Source organism: Longimicrobium sp., from assembly GCA_036377595.1.
Classification (GTDB): Bacteria; Gemmatimonadota; Gemmatimonadetes; order Longimicrobiales; family Longimicrobiaceae; genus Longimicrobium.
In genome coordinates this window covers 35980-58827 of the sequence record DASUYB010000079.1, presented here as the reverse complement: position 1 = coordinate 58827, position 22848 = coordinate 35980, and the positions used below count along the sequence as shown (strand labels likewise).

1 protein-coding gene is annotated in these 22848 nt (G+C 73.8%); it reads left to right on the top strand.

Annotated elements, in window-relative coordinates:
- Positions 1-1031 precede the first annotated feature (1031 nt).
- The gene (locus VF092_11185) at positions 1032-22796 is read left to right on the top strand and encodes a non-ribosomal peptide synthase/polyketide synthase (GenBank protein ID HEX6747846.1); all 21765 of its coding nucleotides are present in this window, start codon (positions 1032-1034) and stop codon (positions 22794-22796) included.
- Positions 22797-22848 lie beyond the last annotated feature (52 nt).

Here is a 22848-nt window from a genome sequence, read left to right as displayed (position 1 = left end):
TCGGGTGGCGACCAGCGTGCTCATCGTCCTGCTCCGTCGGTTCGGCGAAAGGAGGCGGATCGCGTCCGCGCGCTGGGCGCGGGAGGACCCGGCCCATACGGCACCTGCTTTCAGACTCTTTTCGAGGATAAGCCCGGTCGCGGAAGGAGCGCAAGCGCGTTCGCCGCCAGGATAATCCGCCAAGGTCGAGGGTCGTGCGGCAACGCGCGAGTGCCGGGATTTATTTGAAGCTGGCAAGTCCAGGATCGGTGACGGTGAGCGCGCGCCGGGCGGAGCTGCCGGCGATCGAGTCCGCGGGCCGGGGCGGGCCTGCCGCTGTCCTTCGCGCGGCAGCGGCTCTGGTCGCCGCGGCACACGAACGACTCTCCCGCGTCATGTTCCATCCAATCCGATGCGCACCTTCGGGGTTGATATGCAGAGGGAATTGTTGGAGATCACATGGAGCCCCTGACCTGCAAATCGTGGTAACTCCATGCTGTTCAAAGGAATAGCCGAGTCTCCCATCTCCTCGCAAAAGCTCCAGTCCGACAGGGAAGTCATAGAAGTCAAACGGAGTCAATGCAGCGGTACATCAGATGCGCATCTTTTGTGTCAAAGCGATATATTCATTCCTCAGGTTTAAGCGGGTCGTTATTTTTCGCAAACTCTTATCTGACAGGGAGTCAGAAAGGGAGCAAAATAACTCCGCTAAACGTGACGGGATACGGTTGACGCAAGGCAATCGCCCACGTTATCGTTATTTCCCTACGTTTTGGACATCTTTGTTCAATTCCTCCAGACCAAAAGCTGGGCCGCCGGACGTAATCGGACCGCCTCCCCCGCCTCAGTCATCGAGGCGGTGATGTGGGAGGCTGTCTCCACTCTCGGGCGGGGCCGATCAGCGAGTGTCGGGAAATCACGTGGGCTGGCACGACAACGAATCCTGCGGGGCACAAGGGCCCCACAGGTTCACGTCTTAGGCGATTTTCGACGGGAAACAGTCTATGGACGTGGTTGCTGGTCGGACATCCTCCGCATCACTGCCGGTGACGGTGAGCGCGGTCCGGGCGGAGCTGCCGGCGAGCGACGACGGGCTGCTGCGGGAGCAGGCGGAGTACTGGCGGAAGACGCTGGCGGACGCCCCGGAGCCGCTGGAGCTGCCGGCGGACCGCTCGCGCCCCGCGCAGGCGGACCACGCCGTGGCCCTCGTCCGGCTGGAGCTGGACGAGGAGTTTTTTACGGCCCTGAAGGCGCTCGGAAGCCGCCACGGTGCGCACATCTCCACGACGCTTCTGGCGGGGTGGGCCGCCGTGCTGGGCCGGCTGTCGGGGCAGACGGACCTGGTGATCGGCACCTCCACGGGCTTCGTGAACCCGCTGCCGGTGCGGGTGGACCTGTCGGGCTCGCCCACGGCCGCGGAGCTGCTGGGGCGGGTCGAGGCGCGGGTGCAGGGGGCGCTGCGAAACCAGGATCTTCCCTTCGAGCGGGTGGCGGAGCTGGTGCAGCCGGACGGCGCCGCCACGCCGCTGTTCCGGGCGGCCTTCGTGTGGCGGGACGGGAGCGAGCCGGAGCTGCCCGGTCTGGAGACGCGCTCGACGGTCGGGCTCGACCTCTCGCTCGAGCTGCGGGAGGAGGGGGGCGGGGTCGCGGGAGAGATGGTGTTCGCGACGGCGCTGTTCGACCGGGAGACGGTGGAGCGCTACGCGGGATACCTGCGCCGCGTCCTCGCGGGGATGGCGGCGGACGAGACCCGGCCGGTGGACCGGCTGACGCTGCTGTCGGCCGAGGAGCGCCGACGCGTGACGGAGGAGTGGAACCGCACGCAGGCGCCGTATCCCGCCGAGTCGTTCATCCACGAACGGTTCGAGGCGCAGGCCGGTCGCACGCCCGACGCGGTGGCGGTGGTCTTCGAAGACCGGGAGCTGACGTACGGGGAGCTGAACGCCCGGGCCAACCGGCTGGCGCACCACCTCCGGAAGCGGGGCGTGGGGCCGGACGTGCGCGTGGGGATCTGCGTGGAGCGGGGGCCCGAGCTGGTGGTCGCCGTGCTGGGGGTGCTGAAGGCGGGGGGAGCGTACCTGCCGCTCGATCCCGCCTATCCGCATGAGCGGCTGCTCGACATGGTGCGGGACTGCGCCCCGGTGGTGGTGCTGACGCAGGGCTCGCTGGCCGGACGGCTCGCGGGGCTGGAGCTGCCCCTGCTCGCGCTGGACGAGGACGCGCCCTGGTGGGGGAGGCAGCCGGCCACCGACCCGGAGCGCGGCGCGCTGTCGCCGGAGAACCTGACGTACGTGATCTACACCTCGGGCTCCACGGGCCGGCCCAAGGGGGTGGAGATGACGCACCGGGGCGCGTCGAACCTGCTCCACTGGTACCTGGGCGCCACCCGGATCTCGGAGCGCGACTCGGTCCTGGTCGTCACTTCCTTCAGCTTCCACCTGACGCAGCGCAACCTGCTGGCCCCGCTGTTCGTGGGCGGGAGGCTGCACCTGGCGCGCGAGCCGTTCGAGCCCCGGAGGATCACCGACCAGATCGTGGCGTCGGGGATCACCCTGATGAACCTCACGCCGACGGGCTTCCAGGCGCTGGTGGAGGCGGACGGGGGGCGGGCGATCGGCGGGCTGCGGATCGTGGTCTTCGGCGGGGAGCCGCTGTACCCGCGGCAGCTCGCGAGGGTGCCGGAGCCGCGTCCCGAGTTCCTGAACCCGTACGGTGCCACGGAGGCGACCGGGATCACGGCCCACCACTTCGCCCGGGCGGACCTGGCGAGCTACCCCGGCCGCTCCATGCCGCCGGGCCGCCCCATCGCCAACGCCCAGATCTACGTCCTGGACGGAGCCGGAGAGCCGGTGCCGGTGGGGGTGACGGGGGAGCTGTACCTCGGCGGCGTGGGGGTGACGCGCGGGTACCGGCGGCTCCCGGGGCAGACGGCCGAGCGCTTCCTCCCCGATCCCTTCGGCCCGGCGCCCGGCGCGCGGCTGTACCGCACGGGCGACCTGGGGCGGTGGCTGCCGGACGGGACCATCGAGTTCATGGGCCGCGGCGACGCGCAGGTGAAGGTGCGCGGCTTCCGGATCGAGCCGGGCGAGATCGAGGCGCGGCTGGCCGAGCATGCGGCCGTGCACGAGGTGGTGGTGGTGGCGCGCGACCGGGAGGTCGGCGACCCGCGGCTGGTGGCCTACTACACGGGTGACCCCGCGGGCGCGGCGGCGCTGCGCGCCCACCTGGCGGCGCGGCTGCCGGAGTACATGGTCCCGGCCGCGTTCGTCCACATGGACGCGCTCCCGGTGAACCCCAACGGCAAGCTGGACCGCAAGGCACTGCCGGCGCCGGAGCTCGCGCCGGCGGAAGGGACGTACGTGGCACCGCGCACCCCCGTGGAGGAGGTGCTGGCGGGGATCTGGGCCGAGGTGCTGGGCGTCGAGCGGCTGGGGGTGCACGACCCCTTCTTCGAGCTGGGCGGGCACTCGCTCCTGGCCACGCGGGTGGTGTCGTGGGTCCGCGAGCGGTTCGGCGTGGAGCTGCCGCTGCGGGCGCTCTTCGAGGGACCCACGGTGGCGGAGATGGCCGGGCGCGTGGAGGAGATGCGCCGCGCGGGGCTGCCGGTGCTGCCGCCCGTGGTGCCGACCGAGCGCACGGGGGCGCTGCCGCTGTCGTTCACCCAGCAGCGGCTGTGGTTCCTGGAGCAGCTGGGGAGCCCGGGGAGCGTGTACCACCTCCACAAGGTCCTGCGCCTGCGCGGCGCGCTCGACGTGGACGCGCTGGCGCGGGCACTGGACGGGGTCGTGGCCCGCCACGAGGCGCTGCGCACCACGTTCGCGCAGGTGGACGGCGTTCCCGGGCAGCGGATCGCGCCGGCGGCGGCGAGCCGGTTCCACCTGGTCGAGCACGACCTCGGCGGACGGGCCGACGCGGAGGCCGAGCTCGGCCGGCTGATCGCCGAGGAGGCGCACGCGCCCTTCGATCTTGAGCGGGGGCCGCTCGTCCGCGGCCGGCTCGTCCGGCTGGCGGCGGACGATCACGTGCTGCTCCTGGCGATGCACCACCTCGTCAGCGACGGCTGGTCGTTCGGCGTGCTCTTCGACGAGCTCTCCGCGCTCTACGCCGCCCACGCCCACGGGAGGGAGGCGCACCTTCCCGCGCTGCCGGTCCAGTACGCCGACTACGCGGTCTGGCAGCGCCGGTGGGTGGAGGGCGACGTCCTGCGGGAGCAGGCGGACTACTGGACGCGGACGCTGGCGGGCGCACCGGAGCTGCTGGAGCTGCCCACCGACCGCCCGCGGCCGGCGCAGGTGGACCATGCGGGGGCGCTGCTCGGGGTGGAGCTGGACGAGGCGCTCACGGCGGGGCTGAAGGCGCTGGCGCGGCGGCACGGCACCACGCTGTACATGACGCTCCTGGCCGGGTGGGCCGTGGTGCTCAGCCGGCTCTCGGGCCAGGACGACGTGGTGATCGGCACGCCGACGGCAGGCCGCGGACGGCGCGAGATCGAGGGGCTGATCGGCTGCTTCGTGAACACCCTGGCACTGCGCCTGGAGCTGTCGGGCGCGCCCACGGTGGCGGAGCTGCTGGGACGGGTGAAGGAGCGGGCGCTCGCGGCGCAGCACCACCAGGACATCCCCTTCGAGCAGGTGGTGGAGCTGGTCGACCCGGCGCGCAGCCTGTCGCACCACCCGCTCTTCCAGGTGGTGATCGCGTGGCAGAACCTGGCCCGGGGAGACGGCAGCACCCTGTGGCTCCCGGGGCTGGAAGCGGGCGCGGCCGTGGAGTCCGCGCACGTGGATGCGAAGGTCGATCTCTGGCTCGGGTTGTGGGAGGCGGACGACCGGATCCTGGGAAGCGTCAAGTACGCGACGGCGCTCTTCGATGAGGCCACCATCGAGCGCCACCTGGCGTACCTGCGCAGGGTGCTGGAGGCGTTCGTCGCCGACGACCTGCGGAGCGTGGACGCGCTCCCGCTGCTGCCGGAGTCCGAGCGGCACCTGGTGCTGGATGCGTGGAACCGGACGGAGGCCGAATATCCGCGCGGGCTGTGCATCCACGAGCTGTTCGAGCGGCAGGTGGAGCGCGCGCCCGATGCGCCGGCGGTGGTCTTCGGCGACGAGCGCCTGAGCTACGCGGAGCTGAACGCGCGGGCCAACCGGCTGGCCCACGACCTCCGCTCGCGGGGCGTGGGGCCGGAGGTGCGGGTGGCCCTCTGCGTGGAGAGCGGCCCCGGGATGGTGGCCGCCGTGCTGGCCGTTCTGAAGGCCGGGGGCGCGTACGTGCCGCTGGACCCCGCGTATCCGCGCGACCGCCTGGCATACATGCTGGCCGACAGCGCCCCGGCCGTGGTGCTGACGCAGAGCGCGGTGGCGCGGGCCCTGGCCGGGGTGCTCGACGGGCTCGGCGGCGTGCCGGTGCTGGAGCTGGACGCGGCCGCGCCGGCGTGGGCGTCGCAGCGGGAGACGAACCCGGCACGTGGCGGGCTGGCGCCGGAGCACCCGGCGTACGTGATCTACACCTCCGGCTCCACCGGCCGCCCCAAGGGCGTGCTGGTGCCGCACCGGGGGCTGTGCAACGTCGCGGCCGCGCAGCAGCGCGCGTTCGGGGTGGGCCCGGACGACCGGGTGCTGCAGTTCGCCTCGCTGAGCTTCGACGCGGCCGCCTTCGAGCTGGTGATGGCGCTGGCGTCGGGTGCCGCGCTCTGCGTGGCCCCGCGCGACGAGCTCCTGCCGGGGCCCGGGCTGCTGGCGCTGCTGCGCCGGCACGCGGTTACCACGGTGACCCTTCCTCCCTCCGCCCTGGCGGCGCTCCCGGCGGGGGATCTGCCCGCGCTGCGTACCATCACGGTGGCCGGCGAGGCGCTGCCGGCGGAGCTGGTCGAGCGCTGGGGCGCGCGGCACCGGCTGTGGAACCTGTACGGGCCCACCGAGGCCACCATCTGGAGCACGGCGGCGGAGTGCGCCGACCCCGCGCGCAAGCCGGACATCGGCGCGCCCATCGCCAACGTGCGCGCCTACGTCCTGGACGACGCGCTCGAGCCGCTGCCGGTGGGCGTGCCCGGCGAGCTGTACGTGGGCGGGGCCGGGGTGGCGCGCGGCTACCTGGGCCGGCCGGGGCTCACGGCGGAGCGCTTCGTCCCCGACCCGTTCGGGGGCGAGCCCGGAGCGCGCCTGTACCGCACGGGTGACAGGGCGCGCCGGCTCACGGACGGGCGGCTCGATTTCGTCGGCCGGGTGGATCACCAGGTGAAGGTGCGCGGCTACCGCATCGAGCTGGGCGAGATCGAGGCGCGGCTGGCGGAGCACCCGGCCGTGCGCGAGGCCGTGGTCCTGGCGCGGGAAGACGAGCCGGGCGAGAAGCGGCTGGTGGCGTACGTGGTGGGCGACCGGACGGCCGGAGCGGACGTGCTCCGGGTGTACCTGGGCGAGACGCTGCCGGAGTACATGGTGCCGGCGGCGTACGTCCACCTGGATGCGCTGCCGCTCACGCCCAACGGCAAGCTGGACCGCAAGGCGCTGCCGTCGCCCGAGGGCGAGGCGTTCGTGCGGCACGGCTACGAGGCGCCGGTGGGCGGGCTGGAGCAGGTGCTGGCCGAGGTCTGGAGCGAGCTGCTGGGTGTGGAGCGGGTGGGCCGCCGCGACGACTTCTTCGAGCTGGGCGGCCACTCGCTGCTCGCCCTGCAGATGGCCGCGCACGTCCAGGAGGTGCTGGAGCTGGAGGTGGAGCCGGGGAAGGTGTTCGAGTGCCCGGTGTTGAAGGACCTGGCGGAGGTGCTGGCCGCGGCCGGGCGTGCGGAGCTGCCGCCGATCGAGCGGGTGGACCGCGGCGGGCGCCTGCCGCTCTCCTTCGCGCAGCAGCGCCTCTGGTTCCTGGAGCAGATGGGCGGCCTGGGGAGCGCGTACCACGCGGCGCAGCGGCTTCGGCTGCGCGGCACGCTGGACCGGGCGGCACTGGCGCGCGCGCTGGACGGGATCGTGGCCCGCCACGAGGCCCTGCGCACCACCTTCACGGAGGTGGACGGGGCCCCGGAGCAGCGCATCGCCCCCGCGGAGGTGGGATTCCACCTGGTGGAGCTCGACCTGGCGGGCCGCCCGGACGCGGAGCTGCAGCGCGTGATGGCGGAGGAGGTGCGCGCGCCCTTCGACCTGCGGCGCGGGCCCCTCGTCCGCGGCCAGCTCATCCGCCTGGCGGACGACGATCACGTGCTGCTGCTGACCATGCACCACATCGTCACCGACGGGTGGTCCATGGGCGTGTTCTTCGACGAGCTCTCGGCGCTGTACGCCGCCCACCACGAGGGGAGGGAGGCGCGGCTCCCCGCGCTTCCCGTGCAGTACGCGGACTACGCGGCGTGGCAGCGGCGCTGGGTGGAGGGCGACGTCCTGCGGGAGCAGGCGGAGTACTGGACGCGGACGCTCGCGGGCGCCCCCGAGCTCCTGGAGCTGCCCACGGACCGCCCGCGGCCGGCGGAGATGGACCACGCGGGTGCGGGGTTCCCGCTGGAGCTGGACGCGGAGCTCGCGGCGGGGCTCAAGGCCCTGTCGCGCCGGCACGAGACCACGCTGTACATGACGCTCCTGGCCGGGTGGGCCGTGGTGCTGAGCCGGCTCTCGGGCCAGGAGGACGTGGTGATCGGCACGCCGACGGCCGGCCGCGGGCGGCCGGAGATCGAGGGGCTGATCGGGTTCTTCGTCAACACGCTGGCGCTGCGCGTGGACCTGTCGGGCGCGCCGACGGTGGCCGGGCTGCTGGAGCGGGTGAGGGAGCGGGCGCTCGAGGCGCAGCGTCACCAGGACATCCCCTTCGAGCAGGTGGTGGAGCTGGTGCAGCCCGCGCGCAGCATGTCGTACACCCCGCTCTTCCAGGTGATGCTCGACTGGCGGAACGCGCCCCGGGGCAGCATGGCGCTGCCGGGGCTGGAGCTGGGGCGTGCGGCGGGCGTGGAACGGGACACGGCGAAGTTCGACCTGTCGCTCTCGCTGGAGGAGTCGGACGGGCGCATCGCCGGGCGCCTCACCTGGGCGACCTCGCTGTTCGAGCGGGAGACGGTGGAGCGCTGGGTGGGCTACCTGCGGCGCGTGCTGGCGGAGATGGTGGCCGACGACTCGCGCGGGGTGGAGCGGCTGTCGCTGATGCCGGAGAGCGAGCGCGCGCTGGTGGTGGAGGCGTGGAACCGCACCGACGAGCCCTTGACCGACCTCGTCCTCATCCACCACCACTTCGAGGCGCAGGCCGCGCGCGCGCCCGGCGCGACCGCGGTGGAGTTCGGCGGCGAGTCGCTCACCTACGCCGAGCTGGACGCGCGGGCCAACCGCCTCGCCCACCGGCTGGTGGAGCTGGGGGTGCGCCCCGAGGGGCGGGTGGCGCTCTGCCTGGAGCCGTGCAGCGGGGCGATCGCCGGCCTGCTGGGGGTGATGAAGGCCGGCGCGGCCTACGTCCCCCTCGACCCCGCGGCGCCGGACGAGCGCACCGCGTTCATGCTGGCCGAGTCCGGCGCCCGCATCGTGATCGCCGACGCGGCGAGCGCCGCGCGCCCCTGGGCCGCGGGATACCACGTCCTCGTCGTCGGCGGTGATCTGGACGCGGAGCTGGAACGCCATCCCGCCACGCCGCCCGCGGTGGAGATCGGGCCGCGCCACCTGGCGTACGTCCTCTACACCTCCGGCTCCACCGGGCTGCCCAAGGGGGTGCTGGTGGAGCACGGCGGCGTGTGCAACACCATCGCCACCTTCTCCCGGCTGTACGGGAACGGGCCGGAGTCGCGGGTGCTCCTCTTCGCCCCGCTGCACTTCGACGCCTCGGTGCTCGACGTCTTCACCGCGCTGGCCAACGGCGGCACGCTGGTGGTGGCCCCGCGCGAGGAGACGATCCCCGGCGACGAGCTGACCGGCCTGCTGGCCCGCAAGCGGATCACCCACGCCAAGTTCACCCCCAGCGCGCTGGCGGCCACCCCGTGGGCCGACCTTCCGGAGCTGGAGGTGGTGATCCTGGGCGGGGAGATCTGCTCGGCCGAGCTGGTGGAGCGCTGGGCGCCCGGCCGGAGATTCTTCAACGGCTGGGGCCCCACCGAGGTCAGCGTCCGCTCCACCGCCGTGCAGGCCACGGACGGCACCCGCCCACCGCCGATCGGGCGGCCGCTGGGGAACGTCACGCACTACGTCCTGGACCCCGCGGGACGGCCCGTTCCCGTCGGCGTCCCCGGCGAGATCTACGTGGGCGGCGCCGGCGTCACGCGCGGCTACCTGGGGCGGCCGGCGCTCACCGCCGAGCGCTACGTCCCCGACCCCTTCGCCAAGCGCCCCGGCGCGCGGATGTACCGCACCGGCGACAAGGTGCGCTGGCGCGCCGACGGGATGCTGGACTTCGTGGCGCGGATGGACGGGCAGGTGAAGGTGCGCGGCTTCCGCATCGAGCTGGGCGAGATCGAGGCGGTGCTGCGCCGGCACGAGAACGTGGCCGACTGCGTGGTGACGGCGCGCGAGGACGCGCCGGGCGAGCCGCGGCTGGTGGCGTACGTGGTCGGCGAGGCGCGGGCCGAGTCGCTGCGCGCGCATGTGCGGCGCACCTTGCCGGAGTACATGGTTCCGTCCGCGTTCGTCTTCCTGGACGCGCTCCCGCTGAACCCCAACGGGAAGCTGGACCGCAAGGCGCTCCCCGCGCCGGAGTACGAGGCGGTGGAGGAGGCGTACGTCGCGCCGCGGACGCCGACCGAGGAGGTGCTGGCGGGGATCTGGGCGGAGGTGCTGGGACGGGAGCGGGTGGGCGCGGAGGAAAGCTTCTTCGACGTGGGCGGGCACTCGCTGGTCGCGACCCGCGTCGCCGCGCGCGTCCGCAAGGTCTTCGGCGTGGACCTTCCGCTCCGCGCCGTCTTCGAGCGGTCCGTCCTTTCCGAGCTCGCGGCCGAGATCGACCGCCTGCGCGGCACCGGCATGGCGTCCGCCGAGGGCGCCATCATCCCCGCCGCGCGCGACGGCGACCTGCCGGTGACGTTCGCGCAGGAGCGGATGTGGTTCGTGGACGCGCTGGACCCGGGAAGCCCGGTGTACTCCATCCCGTTCTCGTACGGCATCACCGGCCGTCTGGACGAGGATGCACTTCGCCGCGCGCTGGCCGAGCTGGTGCGCCGCCACGAGTCGCTGCGCACCACGCTCCCCGCCGTGGACGGCGTTCCCGTGCAGCGGATCGCCCCGCCCCCGGCCGACTTCGACCTGCCCGTCGTCGACCTGCGGCACCTGCCCGCCGAGGAGCGGCGGGCCGAGGCCGGCCGCCTGGCGGCCGAAGCCAAGCGGCACCGCTTCGACCTGGCGCGCGGGCCGCTCTTCCGCGCGTCGCTCGTCCGCGTCGCCGACGCCGAGCACCGCCTTCTCCTCAACCTCCACCACGCCATCGGCGACGGGTGGTCGCTGGGGGTGCTGCGGGAGGAGCTTTCCGCCCTCTACGGCGCCTTCTCGCGCGGCGAAGCGTCGCCGTTGCCGGAGCTCGCGCTGCAGTACGCGGACTACGCGGCCTGGCAGCGCGAGCAGCTGCGGGGCGAGGTGCTCGACCGCCAGCTCGGCTACTGGAAGGAGCGGCTGGCGGGCGCGCCGGCGCTGCTGGAGCTGCCGACGGACCGTCCCCGGCCGCCGGTGGAATCGCACCGCGGCGCGCTCGAGCGCTTGGTCGTCCCGTCCGGCCTGGCGGCGGAGGTGCACGCGCTGGCCCGCCGCGAGGGCGCCACGCTGTTCATGGTCCTCCTCGCCGCGCTGGACGTGGTCCTCGGACGCCTGGCCGGGCAGGAAGACGTTGTCGTCGGGACGCCGATCGCCGGGCGGACGCGGGCGGAGACCGAGCGGATGGTGGGGCTCTTCCTCAACTCGCTGGCGCTCAGGACCGATCTCTCGGGCGACCCGAGCTTCCGCGAGTTGCTGGGGCGGGTGCGCGAGACCACGCTGTCCGCGTACGCGCACCAGGATCTCCCCTTCGAGCGGGTGCTGGAGGAGGTGCGTCCCGAGCGGAGCCTGGCGCACGCCCCCGTGTTCCAGGTGATGCTCAACCTCGCCAACTTCCAGCGCGGTGCCTTCCGCGGCGACGACCTGGAGGTGGCGGAGGCCGAGGCCGGCTCGGGCGGCGAGGTGGCCAGCAAGTTCGACCTCACGCTGTACGTCCGGGAACGGGACGGGGGGATCCACGTCACCCTGGTCTACGCCGCCGACCTGTTCGACGCGCCGCGGATGCGCGCCCTCCTGGCGCAGCTCGAGGGCGTGCTCCGCCAGGCCGCGGCCGCGCCGGAGACCCGCGTGGGCGCGCTGTCGCTGGCGACGGAAGCAGCGCGCGGCGTCCTTCCCGACCCGGCACGGCCGCTCGAGGCCGAGGCCTGGCGCGGGGCCGTGCACGAGGCGTTCGCCGCCCACGCGGCGCAGTCTCCGGAAGCGCCGGCGATCTCCGATGCGATGGAGACGTGGACCTACGCCGAGCTGGACGCGGCGGCCAACCGCATCGCGCACCGGCTGATCGACGGCAGGGTGCGGCCGGGCGACGTGGTGGCCGTCTACGCCCACCGCTCGGCGGCGCTGGTGCGGGCGCTGCTGGGCGCGTGGAAGGCCGGCGCGGCGTTCGCCATCCTGGACCCGGCGTATCCGCCCGCCCGCCTGGCGGCGCAGGCCGGCGCGGCGCGTCCCGCCGCCCTGCTGCGGATCTCCGCCGCGGGCGAGGTGCCGGCGGAGGTGGCCGCCGCGCTCGCCGAGACCGCGCGGACGACGGTCGTCCTGCCGGCCGGCAGGGACGACGGGCTTGGTGGGTTCCCCTCGGCCGCGCCCGCGGTGTCCGTCGCCGCCGACGACCTGGCGTACGTCGCCTTCACCTCGGGCACCACGGGCGCGCCGAAGGCGATCGCCGGCACGCACCGGCCGCTGGCGCACTTCTTCGGCTGGTACGCGCGGGAGCTCGGATTGGAGGATGCGGACCGTGTATCCGTCCTCTCCGGCCTCGCGCACGACCCGCTGCTGCGCGACGTCTTCGCTGCCCTGACGGTCGGCGGCAGCATCGCCATCCCGGATCCCGATCAGGTCGGCACGCCGGGGTGGCTCGGCGGATGGATGCGCGAGACGGGCGTCACCGTCGCCCATCTCACCCCCGCTATGGGGCAGATCCTCGCGACGGGGATGGGGGATGCACAGCTCCCCGCGCTGCGCCTCGCCTGCTTCGGCGGCGACGTGCTGCGCGCGGGCGACGTGGAGCGGCTGCGCGCCATCGCCCCGAACGCGGAGGTCGTCAACTTCTACGGCGCCACCGAGACGCCGCAGGCCATGGGCTGCTTCCGCCTCCCCGCCGGCCTGGCGGGGGCGGGCCCGGCCGTCCCCGTGGGCCGGGGGATCGACGGCGTCGACCTGCTCGTCATCACGCCGTCGGGATCGCTGGCCGGAATCGGCGAGCTGGGGGAGATCGCCGTGCGCACCCCCTATCTCTCGCGCGGCTACCTGAACGATGCGGAGCTGACCGCCGCGCGCTTCGTCGCGAATCCCCTGACCGGCGACCCGGCCGACCGCGTGTACCGCACCGGCGACCTGGGCCGCTACCGGCCCGACGGCGCCGTGGTCCCCGCCGGCCGCGTGGACGGCCAGGTGAAGGTGCGAGGCTTCCGCGTGGAGCTGGGTGAGGTGGAGAGCGCCCTGGCGTCGCATCCGGCGATCCGGGAGGCCGCCGTGACCGCGCGCGAGACGGAGGGCGGCGACCGGCGGCTGGTGGCGTACTGGGTCCCTGTCGAGGGAACGACCCAGCCCGACGCGGCCTCGCTCCGGCTGCACCTCAAGGCGCTGCTGCCGGAGTACATGGTCCCGTCCGCCTGGGTGCGGCTGGACCGGCTTCCGCTGACGGCGAACGGGAAGGTGAACCGCCGTGCGCTGCCGGAGCCCGAGCCGGCCGCGGCGGACGCGCGTTCCGCCGCGCCGCGCACGCCGACGGAGGAGATCCTGGCGCAGCTCTGGGCCGAGGTCCTGCGCACGCAGTCCGTCGGCGTGGACGACGACTTCTTCGCGCTCGGCGGGCACTCGCTGCTGGCGACGCGGCTCCTGGCGCGGGTGCAGAACGCGCTGGGCGTGGTCGTTCCGCTCCGCGCGCTCTTCGAGGGACCCACGGTGGCGCAGCTGGCCGCGCGGGTGGAGGAGATGCGCCGCGCCGGGCTGCCGGTGCTGCCGCCGGTGGTACCGGTCGATCGCGATCGTCCCCTCCCGCTCTCGTTCGCCCAGGAGCGCCTCTGGTTCATCGACCGGCTGGAGGGCGGGAGCGCGCCATACAACATCCCCACCGCACTGCGCCTGGGCGGCGCGCTGGACGTGGACGCGCTGGAGCGGAGCCTGGGCGAGATCGTCCGCCGCCACGAGGCGTTGCGCACCGTCTTCCGCGAGGTGGACGGAGGCCCGGTGCAGGTGATCGCGCCCTCTGGCGGGTTCGTCCTGCCGGTGGAGGACCTGTCGGGGCTCGGCGAGGCGGAGCGCGAGGCGGCGGTCAGGCGCCGGGCCGGGGAGGACGCGGCACGTCCGTTCGACCTCGCCGAGGGCCCGCTCTTCCGTGCCGCGCTGCTGCGGGTGGCGGACGAGGAGCACGTCCTGCTGCTGTGCGTCCACCACATCGTCAGCGACGGGTGGAGCAGCGGCGTTCTCCTGCGCGAGCTGTCGGCGCTTTACGCGGCCTATCGCGAGGGGAGCGATTCGCCGCTGGCCGAGTTGCCGGTGCAGTACGCGGATTTCGCCGTGTGGCAGCGCGAGCAGCTGCAGGGCGAGGGGCTGGATCGACAGCTGGCATACTGGCGAGAGCGCCTGGCTGGCGCGCCCGCACTGCTGGAGCTGCCGACGGACCGGCCCCGGCCGCCGGTGCAGTCGCACCGCGGCGCGCGGGAGAGGTTCGACCTGCCGCGCGCGCTCCTCGACCGGCTCCAGGCGCTGGGCAGGAGCGAGGGCGCCACGCTGTACATGGTGATGCTATCCGCCTTCCAGCTGCTGCTGTCGAAGTACAGCGGGAGCGAGGATGTCGTCGTCGGTAGCCCCATCGCCGGGCGCACGCGGCGCGAGGTGGAGGAGCTGATCGGCTTCTTCGCCAACACGCTCGTGCTGCGCACCGATCTCTCGGGCGACCCCACCTTCCGCGAGCTGCTGGGGCGCGTGCGCGAGGGGACGCTGGGCGCGTACGAGCACCAGGAGGTGCCCTTCGAGCGGCTGGTGGCCGAGCTGCAGCCGGAGCGCTCCCTGGGCCACGCGCCGCTCTTCCAGGTGATGTTCGCGCTGCAGAACGCCGATCGCTCCGGCTTCGGCCTCGCGGGGCTGGGGATGGAGGCGGTGTCCGCGGACGTGGAGACCACGCGGTTCGACCTGGGGCTCACCGCCGTCCCGCACGACGGCGGCGTCCGCGGCGCGCTGGAGTACAGCACCGATCTCTTCGACCGCTCCACTGTCCGGCGGATGCTGGCGCACCTGGAGCGGGTGCTGGAGCAGGTCGCCGCGGACGCGGACGTGCGGCTCTCGCAGCTGGAACTGCTCTCGGCGGAAGAGCGCGGCCTGGTGGTGGATGCCTGGAACCGCACGGAGCGCGGACGCTCCGACTCGCCGGCCCACGCGCTCTTCGCCGAGTGGGCGCGGCGCGCGCCGGTGGCCGTCGCCCTCCTGGACGGCCGGGAGGCCGTGACCTATGGCGCGCTGGACCGGCGCGCTGCGGTCCTCGCCCGGCACCTGCGCGAGCTGGGGGTCGGGCCGGAGACCCCGGTGGGGCTGTGCATGGAGCGCACCCCCGAGCTGCTGGTGGGGGTGCTGGGAATCTGGAAGGCGGGCGGCGCCTACGTCCCCCTGGATCCGGGCTACCCGGCGGAGCGGCTGGGATGGATCATCGCCGACGCGGCGCTTCCGGTGGTGGTCGCCACGGCGGACACGGCCGGGGTGCTGCCGGAGCACGGAGCCACCCTCGTGCGGGTGGACCAGCTTGCGGACACGGCGGCGGAGGCGGCGCTGGAGGTGCCCGCGTCCGACGCGGGCCTGGCGTACGTCATCTACACGTCGGGGAGCACGGGCCGCCCCAAGGGGGTGCTGGTGCAGCACGGCTCCTTGTCGAACCTGCTCGCCGCCACGCGCGAGGCGTTCGGGGTCGGCGAGGGCGACGTGATGCCGGCGCTGGCCTCGTACGCCTTCGACATCTGGCTCTTCGAGGCGCTGCTGCCGCTCACCTCGGGAGGCGCCGTGCGCCTGGTGGAGCGCGACCGGGTGCTGGACGCGCCCGCGCTGCTGGAGGAGATCGCGGACGCCACGCTGGTGCACGCGGTCCCGGCGCTGATGCGGCAGCTGGTCCAGGCGGAGCGCGAGACGCCCCGGCTCGCCCGGCTGCGGCGCGCCTTCGTGGGCGGCGACCGGGTCATGGCCGACCTGCTGGCGGAGATGCGGGAAGCGCTCCCCGGGGCGGAATCTCACGTCCTCTACGGCCCCACCGAGGGGACCATCCTGGCCTCCACCCACCCCGTCCCGCAGGACGAGATCGTGGCGGGGCACCCGATCGGCCGTCCCCTGGGGAACGTGCGCCTGTATGTCTGCGACGGCCTCGGGAGCCCGCAGCCGGCGGGCGTCCCGGGCGAGCTCCTGATCGGCGGGGCGGGGGTGGCGCGCGGCTACCTGGGCCGCTCCGCGATGACCGCGGAGCGGTTCGTCCCCGATCCGTTCTCGGTGGAAGGCGGCGCGCGGCTGTACCGCACGGGTGACCGGGCGCGCTGGCGGGTGGACGGGACGCTGGAGTACCTGGGGCGGCTGGACGAACAGCTGAAGATCCGCGGCTTCCGCATCGAGCCGGGGGAGATCGAGGCCGTGCTGTCGGCGCACGCGGAGGTGCGCGAGGCGCGGGTGATCGTGTGGGAGGACGTGCCGGGCGAGCCGCGACTGGTGGCGTACGTCGTCGGGGCTGTCGAGGCGGACGCGCTGCGCGCGCACGTGCGGCGGAGCCTGCCGGAGTACATGGTGCCGGCGGCGTTCGTGGTGCTTGAGGCGCTGCCGCTGACGCCGAACGGGAAGCTGGACCGCAAGGCATTGCCGGCGCCGGATCTCGCGTCGGCGGAGGAGCGCTACGTGGCGCCGCGCACCCCGACAGAGGAGGTGCTGGCAGGGATCTGGGCGGAGGTGCTGCGGCTGGAGCGGGTGGGGGTGGAGGAAAGCTTCTTCGACCTTGGCGGGCACTCGCTGCTCGCTACCCGGGTGGTGTCGCGGGTGAGCGCGGTGTTCGGCGTGGAGCTGCCGCTGCGCGCGCTCTTCGAGGGACCCACGGTGGCGGAGCTGGCGAAGGCCGTGGAGGAGATCCGCTGCGCGGAGCTGCCGGTGCTGCCGCCGGTGGTGCCGGTGGAGCGCGCGGGGGCGCTGCCGCTCTCCTTCGCGCAGGAGCGGCTCTGGTTCATCGACCGGCTGGAGCCGGGGAGCACCACCTACAACATCCCCAGGGCATGGCGCCTGGAGGGTGCGCTGGACGAGCGGGCGCTGGAGCGCGCGCTGGGTGAGATCGTCCGGCGTCACGAGGCGTTGCGCACCACCTTCGCCGACGTGGACGGCTCGCCGATGCAGGTGGTGGCGCCCTTCGGCGCCTTCACCCTGCTGGTGGAGGACCTTTCGGCGCTGGGCGAGGCGGATCGCGAGGAGGCGATCAGACAGCGCTTCGGGGAGGAGGCGCGGTGCGCGTTCGACCTCTCGGCGGGGCCGCTCTTCCGCGCGGCGCTGCTGCGGCTGGGCGCCGAGGAGCACGTGCTGCTGCTCTCGATGCACCACGTCGTGAGCGACGGGTGGAGCGTGGGGGTGCTCTTCCGCGAGCTGTCGGTGCTGTACGCGGCGTACCTGGCGGGGCGGGAGTCGCCGCTGCCGGAGCTGCCGGTGCAGTACGCGGACTTCGCCGTGTGGCAGCGCGAGCAGCTGGCGGGCGAGATGCTGGACCGGCAGCTGGCGTACTGGAAGGAGCGGCTGGCGGGCGCGCCGGCGCTGCTGGAGCTGCCGACGGACCGGCCCCGGCCGCCGGTGCAGTCGCACCGCGGCGCGCGGGAGCGGCTCGACCTGCCGCTCGCGCTGCTCGACCGTCTCCAGGCGCTGGGCCGCGGCGAGGGCGCCACGCTGTACATGGTGCTGCTCTCCGCCTTCCAGCTGCTGCTGTCGAAGTACAGCGGGAGCGAGGACGTCGTCGTCGGCAGCCCAATCGCCGGGCGGACGCGGCGCGAGGTGGAGGAGCTGATCGGCTTCTTCGCCAACACGCTCGTCCTGCGCACCGACCTGTCCGGAGATCCCACCTTCCGCGAGCTGCTGGGGCGCGTGCGCGAGGGGACGCTGGGCGCGTACGAGCACCAGGAGGTGCCCTTCGAGAAGCTGGTGGCCGAGCTGCAGCCGGAGCGCAGCCTGAGCCACTCGCCTCTCTTCCAGGTGCTGTTCACGCTCCAGAACGCCGAGGACCGGGGAGACGCTCTCGCGGGGCTGAGCGTGAGCGGAGTCGGTGCGGAGCTCGAGAGCGCCAAGTTCGATCTCTCCCTGACGCTCGCGGCGACCCCCCAGGGCCTGCGTGGCGTACTGAGCTACAGCACGGACCTCTTCGAGCGCGGCACGGCCGTCCGCATGCTCGGCCACCTGGCACGGGCGCTGGAGCAGGTCGCCGCCGACGCGGACGTGCGGCTCTCGCGGCTGGAGCTGCTCGGCGAGGCGGAACGCGCGCTCGTGCTGGAGGCGTGGAACGGGACGGCGGCCGAGTATCCGGTGGACCGGTGCATCCACGAGCTGTTCCAGGCGCAGGCGGCGCGCACGCCCGACGCGACGGCGCTGGTGTTCGAAGGCGAGCCCCTCACGTACGCGGAGCTGAACCGGCGGGCGAACCGCCTGGCGCACCACCTCCGCTCCCTGGGCGTGGGCCCCGATGCGCGGGTGGGGCTCTGCCTGGAACGGAGCCTGGAGATGATGGTGGGGCTCCTGGCGGTGCTCAAGGCCGGCGGGGCATACGTGCCGCTGGACCCCGCATACCCGGCGGACCGCCTGGCGTACATGCTGGCCGACAGCGACCCGGCGGTGGTGCTGTCGCAGCGGAGGCTCCGGGACCGGATCGGGAGCACGGGCGCGCCGGTGCTGGAGCTGGACGAAGCCGCACCGGCCTGGGGCCGCCGCCCGGTGACGAACCCCGAACGCGGCACGCTCACGCCGGAGCACCTGGCGTACGCCATCTACACCTCCGGAAGCACCGGCCGGCCCAAGGGCGTGGGGGTCCCGCACCGCGCCGTGATCAACGCGCTGAGCTGGATGCAGGATCTCTCCGGGCTCTCCGCGGACGACGCGGTGCTTCACAAGACGCCGTACAGCTTCGACGCCTCGCTGCGGGAGCTGCTTCCCCCGCTGCTCGTGGGCGGCCGGCTGGTGCTGGCGCGGCCGGAGGGACACCGGGATCCAGGGTACCTGCTGGAGTTGATGCAGCGCGAGGGGATCACGACCCTCCACGCGGTTCCGTCACTGCTCCAGGCCCTGGTGGACGAGGGAGGGCTGGCCGCGTGCCACGCGCTCCGGACGGTGATGTGCGGCGGCGAAGCGCTCCCCGCGGAGCTCGTCCGCCGCTTCTCGGGCCAGGCGCCCTGGGCGCGGCTGTACAACGTCTACGGTCCCACCGAGGCCGCGGTGGACGTCACGGCCTGGCCGTGCACGGGCCGGCCCGACGCGGCCGCCATCACCCCGATCGGATCTCCCATGGCCAACGTCCGCATCTACCTGCTGGACGCGGCGGGCGAGCCGGTGCCGGTGGGGGTCGCGGGCGAGCTGTACATCGGCGGCGTGCAGGTGGCGCGCGGCTACCTGGGCCGCGCGGCACTCACGGCGGAGCGCTTCGTCCCCGATCCGTTCTCGGTGCGGGGCGGCGCACGGCTGTACCGTACCGGCGACCGGGCGCGGTGGCGGGCGGACGGCGCCATCGAGTACCTGGGGCGGCTCGACCATCAGGTGAAGGTGCGCGGCTTCCGCATCGAGCTGGGCGAGATCGAGGGCGCGCTGCGGCGGAGCGAGGGAGTCGCCGACTGCGTGGTCGTGGCCCGCGAGGACGAGCCCGGGGAGAAGCGGCTGGTGGCGTACGTGGTGGGCCAGGTGGAGGCGGGCGTGCTGCGCGAGCACCTGCGCCGGGAGCTCCCGGAGCACATGGTGCCGGCGGCGTTCGTCGCGCTGGAGCGGCTGCCGCTGACCACGAACGGGAAGCTGGACCGCAAGGCGCTGCCGGCGCCGGAGGGGGATGCGTACGCGCGGCGGAGCTACGAGGCACCGCTGGGGGAGGTGGAGGCGGCGCTGGCCGGGATCTGGGCAGAGGTGCTCAAGGTGGAGCGGGTGGGGCGGTGGGACCACTTCTTCGAGCTGGGCGGGCACTCGCTCCTGGCGATCAAGCTGATCGAGCGGATGCGGCGGGTGGGGCTGTACGTGGACGTGCGGGCCCTGTTCACCACGCCGGTGCTGGCCGAGCTGGCCCTGGCCGTGGGCCGGACGTCCTCGGAGGTGGAGGTCCCCGCGAACCGGATCCCGGAGGGGTGCGAACTCCTCACGCCGGAGATGCTGCCGCTCGTCGATCTCACCCAGGCGGAGATCGACCGGATCGTGGCGGGGGTGCCGGGCGGAGCCGCGAACGTGCAGGACATCTACCCGCTGGCCCCGCTGCAGGAGGGGATCCTCTTCCACCATCTGCTTTCGCGGGAGGGAGACCCGTATCTGCAGTCGAGCGTCACCGAGTTCGACACCCGCGCGCGCCTGGAGCAGTATCTGGCGGCACTGCAGGCGGTGATCGACCGCCACGACATCCTGCGCACGGCCGTGGCCTGGGAGGGGCTGCGCGAGCCGGTGCAGGTCGTCTGGCGGCACGCGCCGCTGCCGGTTGAGGAGGTGCAGCTGGATGCGGGGGCAGAGGATGCGGCCGAGCAGCTGTGGCGGCACCATGATCCCCGGCGGTACCGGATGGAGCTGGGGCGGGCGCCGCTGCGGCGGGCGTGCATCGCCGAGGACCGCGCGCGTGGCCGGTGGCTGCTGCTGATGCTCACGCACCACCTGACGGAAGACCACGAGTCGCTGGAGGTGCTGCGGGAAGAGATCTCGGCGCACCTGCGGGGTGTCGAGTCCGAGCTGCCGGCGCCGCTCCCCTTCCGCAACTACGTGGCGCAGGCGCGCCTGGGGGTGAGCCGGGAGGAGCACGAGCGCTTCTTCAGCGGGATGCTGGGCGACGTGGAGGAGCCGACGGCGCCGTACGGGCTGCTGGACGTGTGGGGCGAGGGACATGGGATGGAGGAGGCGCGGCTTCCGGTGGCGGGCGACTTGGGCGTACGGCTGCGCCGGCGGGCGCGGGCGCTGGGGGTGAGCGCGGCGAGCCTGTGCCACCTGGCATGGGCGCAGGTGCTGGCGCGGGTCTCGGGCCGGAGCGACGTGGTCTTCGGGACGCTGCTCTTCGGCCGGATGCAGGGCGGGGAGGGGGCGGACCGGGTGCTGGGCCCCTTCATCAACACGCTGCCGGTGCGGATCGGGATGGGAGAGGAGGGGGCCGAGGCGGCGGTGCGGCGCACGCACGCGCTGCTGGCGGACCTGCTGCGGCACGAGCATGCCTCCCTGGCGCTGGCGCAGCGCTGCAGCGGCGTTGCGGCACCCGCGCCCCTGTTCACCTCGCTGCTGAACTATCGCTACAGCGGCGCGACGAGGCGTTCGCGGGAGGCGGGGCAGCCGCGGGTGGGCGGGCGGGGCATTCGCGTACAGGAACGGACGAACTACCCCGTGTCGCTCTCGGTGGACGACCGGGGGGAGGAGTTCTCGCTGACCGCGGAGGTGGCGGCACCGGCGGAGGCGGAGCGGGTGTGCCGGATGATGCATACGGCGCTGGAGCGGCTGGTCGAGGCGCTGGAGCTCTCTCCCGGGCGGGCGATGGGGAGTATCGACGTGCTGCCGGAGGCGGAGCGCCGGCAGGTGGTGGAGGCGTGGAACCGCACGGGCGCGGAGTATCCCGCGAGTTCTCCCATCCACCGGCTCTTCGAGGAACAAGCGGCGCGCACGCCGGACGCGGTGGCCGTGCGCTTCGAGGAGGAGTCGCTCACCTACCGCGAACTGAACGAGCGCGCGAACCGGCTGGCGCATCATCTGGTCCGCCTGGGCGTTGGACCGGAGGTGCGGGTGGGGATCTGCCTGGAGCGGAGCCTGGAGATGGTGGTCTCGCTCCTGGCCGTGCTGAAGGCCGGGGGCGCGTACGTGCCGCTGGACCCCGCGTACCCGGCCGAGCGGCTGGCGTTCATGGTGGCCGACTCCGCGGCGGCGGTGCTGCTGACGCAGGAGCGGCTGCGCGGCGCGCTCCCGGTGCGGGCAGGGATCGACGTGGTGAGCGTGGAGACCGCGGAGGCGGAGCTCGCGGGGGAGAGCGCGGAGAACCCGGAGAGCGGAGCGGGGCCGGGCTCGCTGGCCTACGTGATCTACACGTCCGGGAGCACGGGGACCCCCAAGGGCGTCGCCGTCGAGCACCGGGCGCTCGTCAACTACACCGCCCACGCGGCCCGGGAGTTCGCGGTCCAGCCGGGCGACCGGTTCCTCCAGTTCGCCTCCATCAGCTTCGACCCCGCGGCGGAGGAGATCTTCGCCACGCTCGCCTCCGGCGCGACCCTGGTGCTGCGCACCGAGGAGATGCTCGAGACGCCCGGGTCGTTCTGGGAGGCCTGCGACCGGTGGGGCGTCAGCGTCCTGGATCTGCCCACGGCCGTGTGGCACCACGTGTCGCCCCACCTGGATGCCCGTCCCGAGGCGCTCCCGGAGTCGCTGCGGCTGGTGGTGATCGGCGGGGAGGCCGCGCTCCCGGGGCAGGTGCGCGCGTGGCAGGCCGCGACGGGCGGACGGGTGCGCCTGCTGAACAGCTACGGGCCCACCGAGACCACCATCGGCGTGACGCTCTGGGAGGCGCCGGAGAGCGGCCGTGTCTCGCAGGTGCCGATCGGGAAGCCGGTCCCCAACACCCGCTGCTACGTGCTGGACGCGGCGAGGCGGCCGGCGGCGGTCGGCGTCCCCGGAGAGCTGTACGTGGGCGGGGCGCAGGTGGCGCGCGGCTACCTGAACCGCCCCGCCGCGACGGCCGAGCGCTTCGTGCCCGACCCGTTCGCGGCCGAGCCCGGCGCGCGCCTGTACCGCACCGGCGACCGGGTGCGGTGGATGGCGGACGGGACGCTGGAGTACCTGGGCCGCCTGGACGCGCAGGCCAAGGTGCGCGGGTTCCGGATCGAGCCGGGCGAGATCGAGGCGCGGCTGGCCGGGCACCCGGAGGTGCGCGAGGCCGTCGTCCTGGCGCGCGAGGACGTGCCGGGGGAGACGCGGCTGGTGGCGTACGTAATGGGCGCCGTGGAGGCGGACGCGCTGCGGGCCTGGCTGCGCCAGAGCCTGCCGGAGCACATGGTGCCGTCCGCGTTCGTCTTCCTGGACGCGCTGCCGCTGACGCCGAACGGGAAGCTGGACCGGAAGGCGTTGCCGGCGCCGGAGCGCGCGTCGGCGGAGGACCGGTACGTGGCGCCGCGGACGCCGACCGAGGAGGTGCTGGCGGGGATCTGGGGGGAGGTGCTGCGGCTGGAGCGGGTGGGGGTGGAGGAAAGCTTCTTCGAGCTGGGCGGGCACTCGCTGCTGGCCACTCGCGTGGTCTCGCGCGTCCGCGACGTATTCGCCATCGAGCTTCCGCTTCGCGCGCTCTTCGAGAGCCCCACGGTGGCCGGCCTGGCGCTGCAGGTGGAGAAGCTGGTGCTGGCGCGGGTGGAGGAGTCGGAGCTCGCGGACGCGCTGGAGCAGCTGGAGGGGCTGTCGGACGACGAGGTGCTGCAGCTTCTCGGCGCGGACTGATTTCCCGTCCCGACCGTTACCCGCCGTGGCTCCCGCCGCCGTGATACCGGAG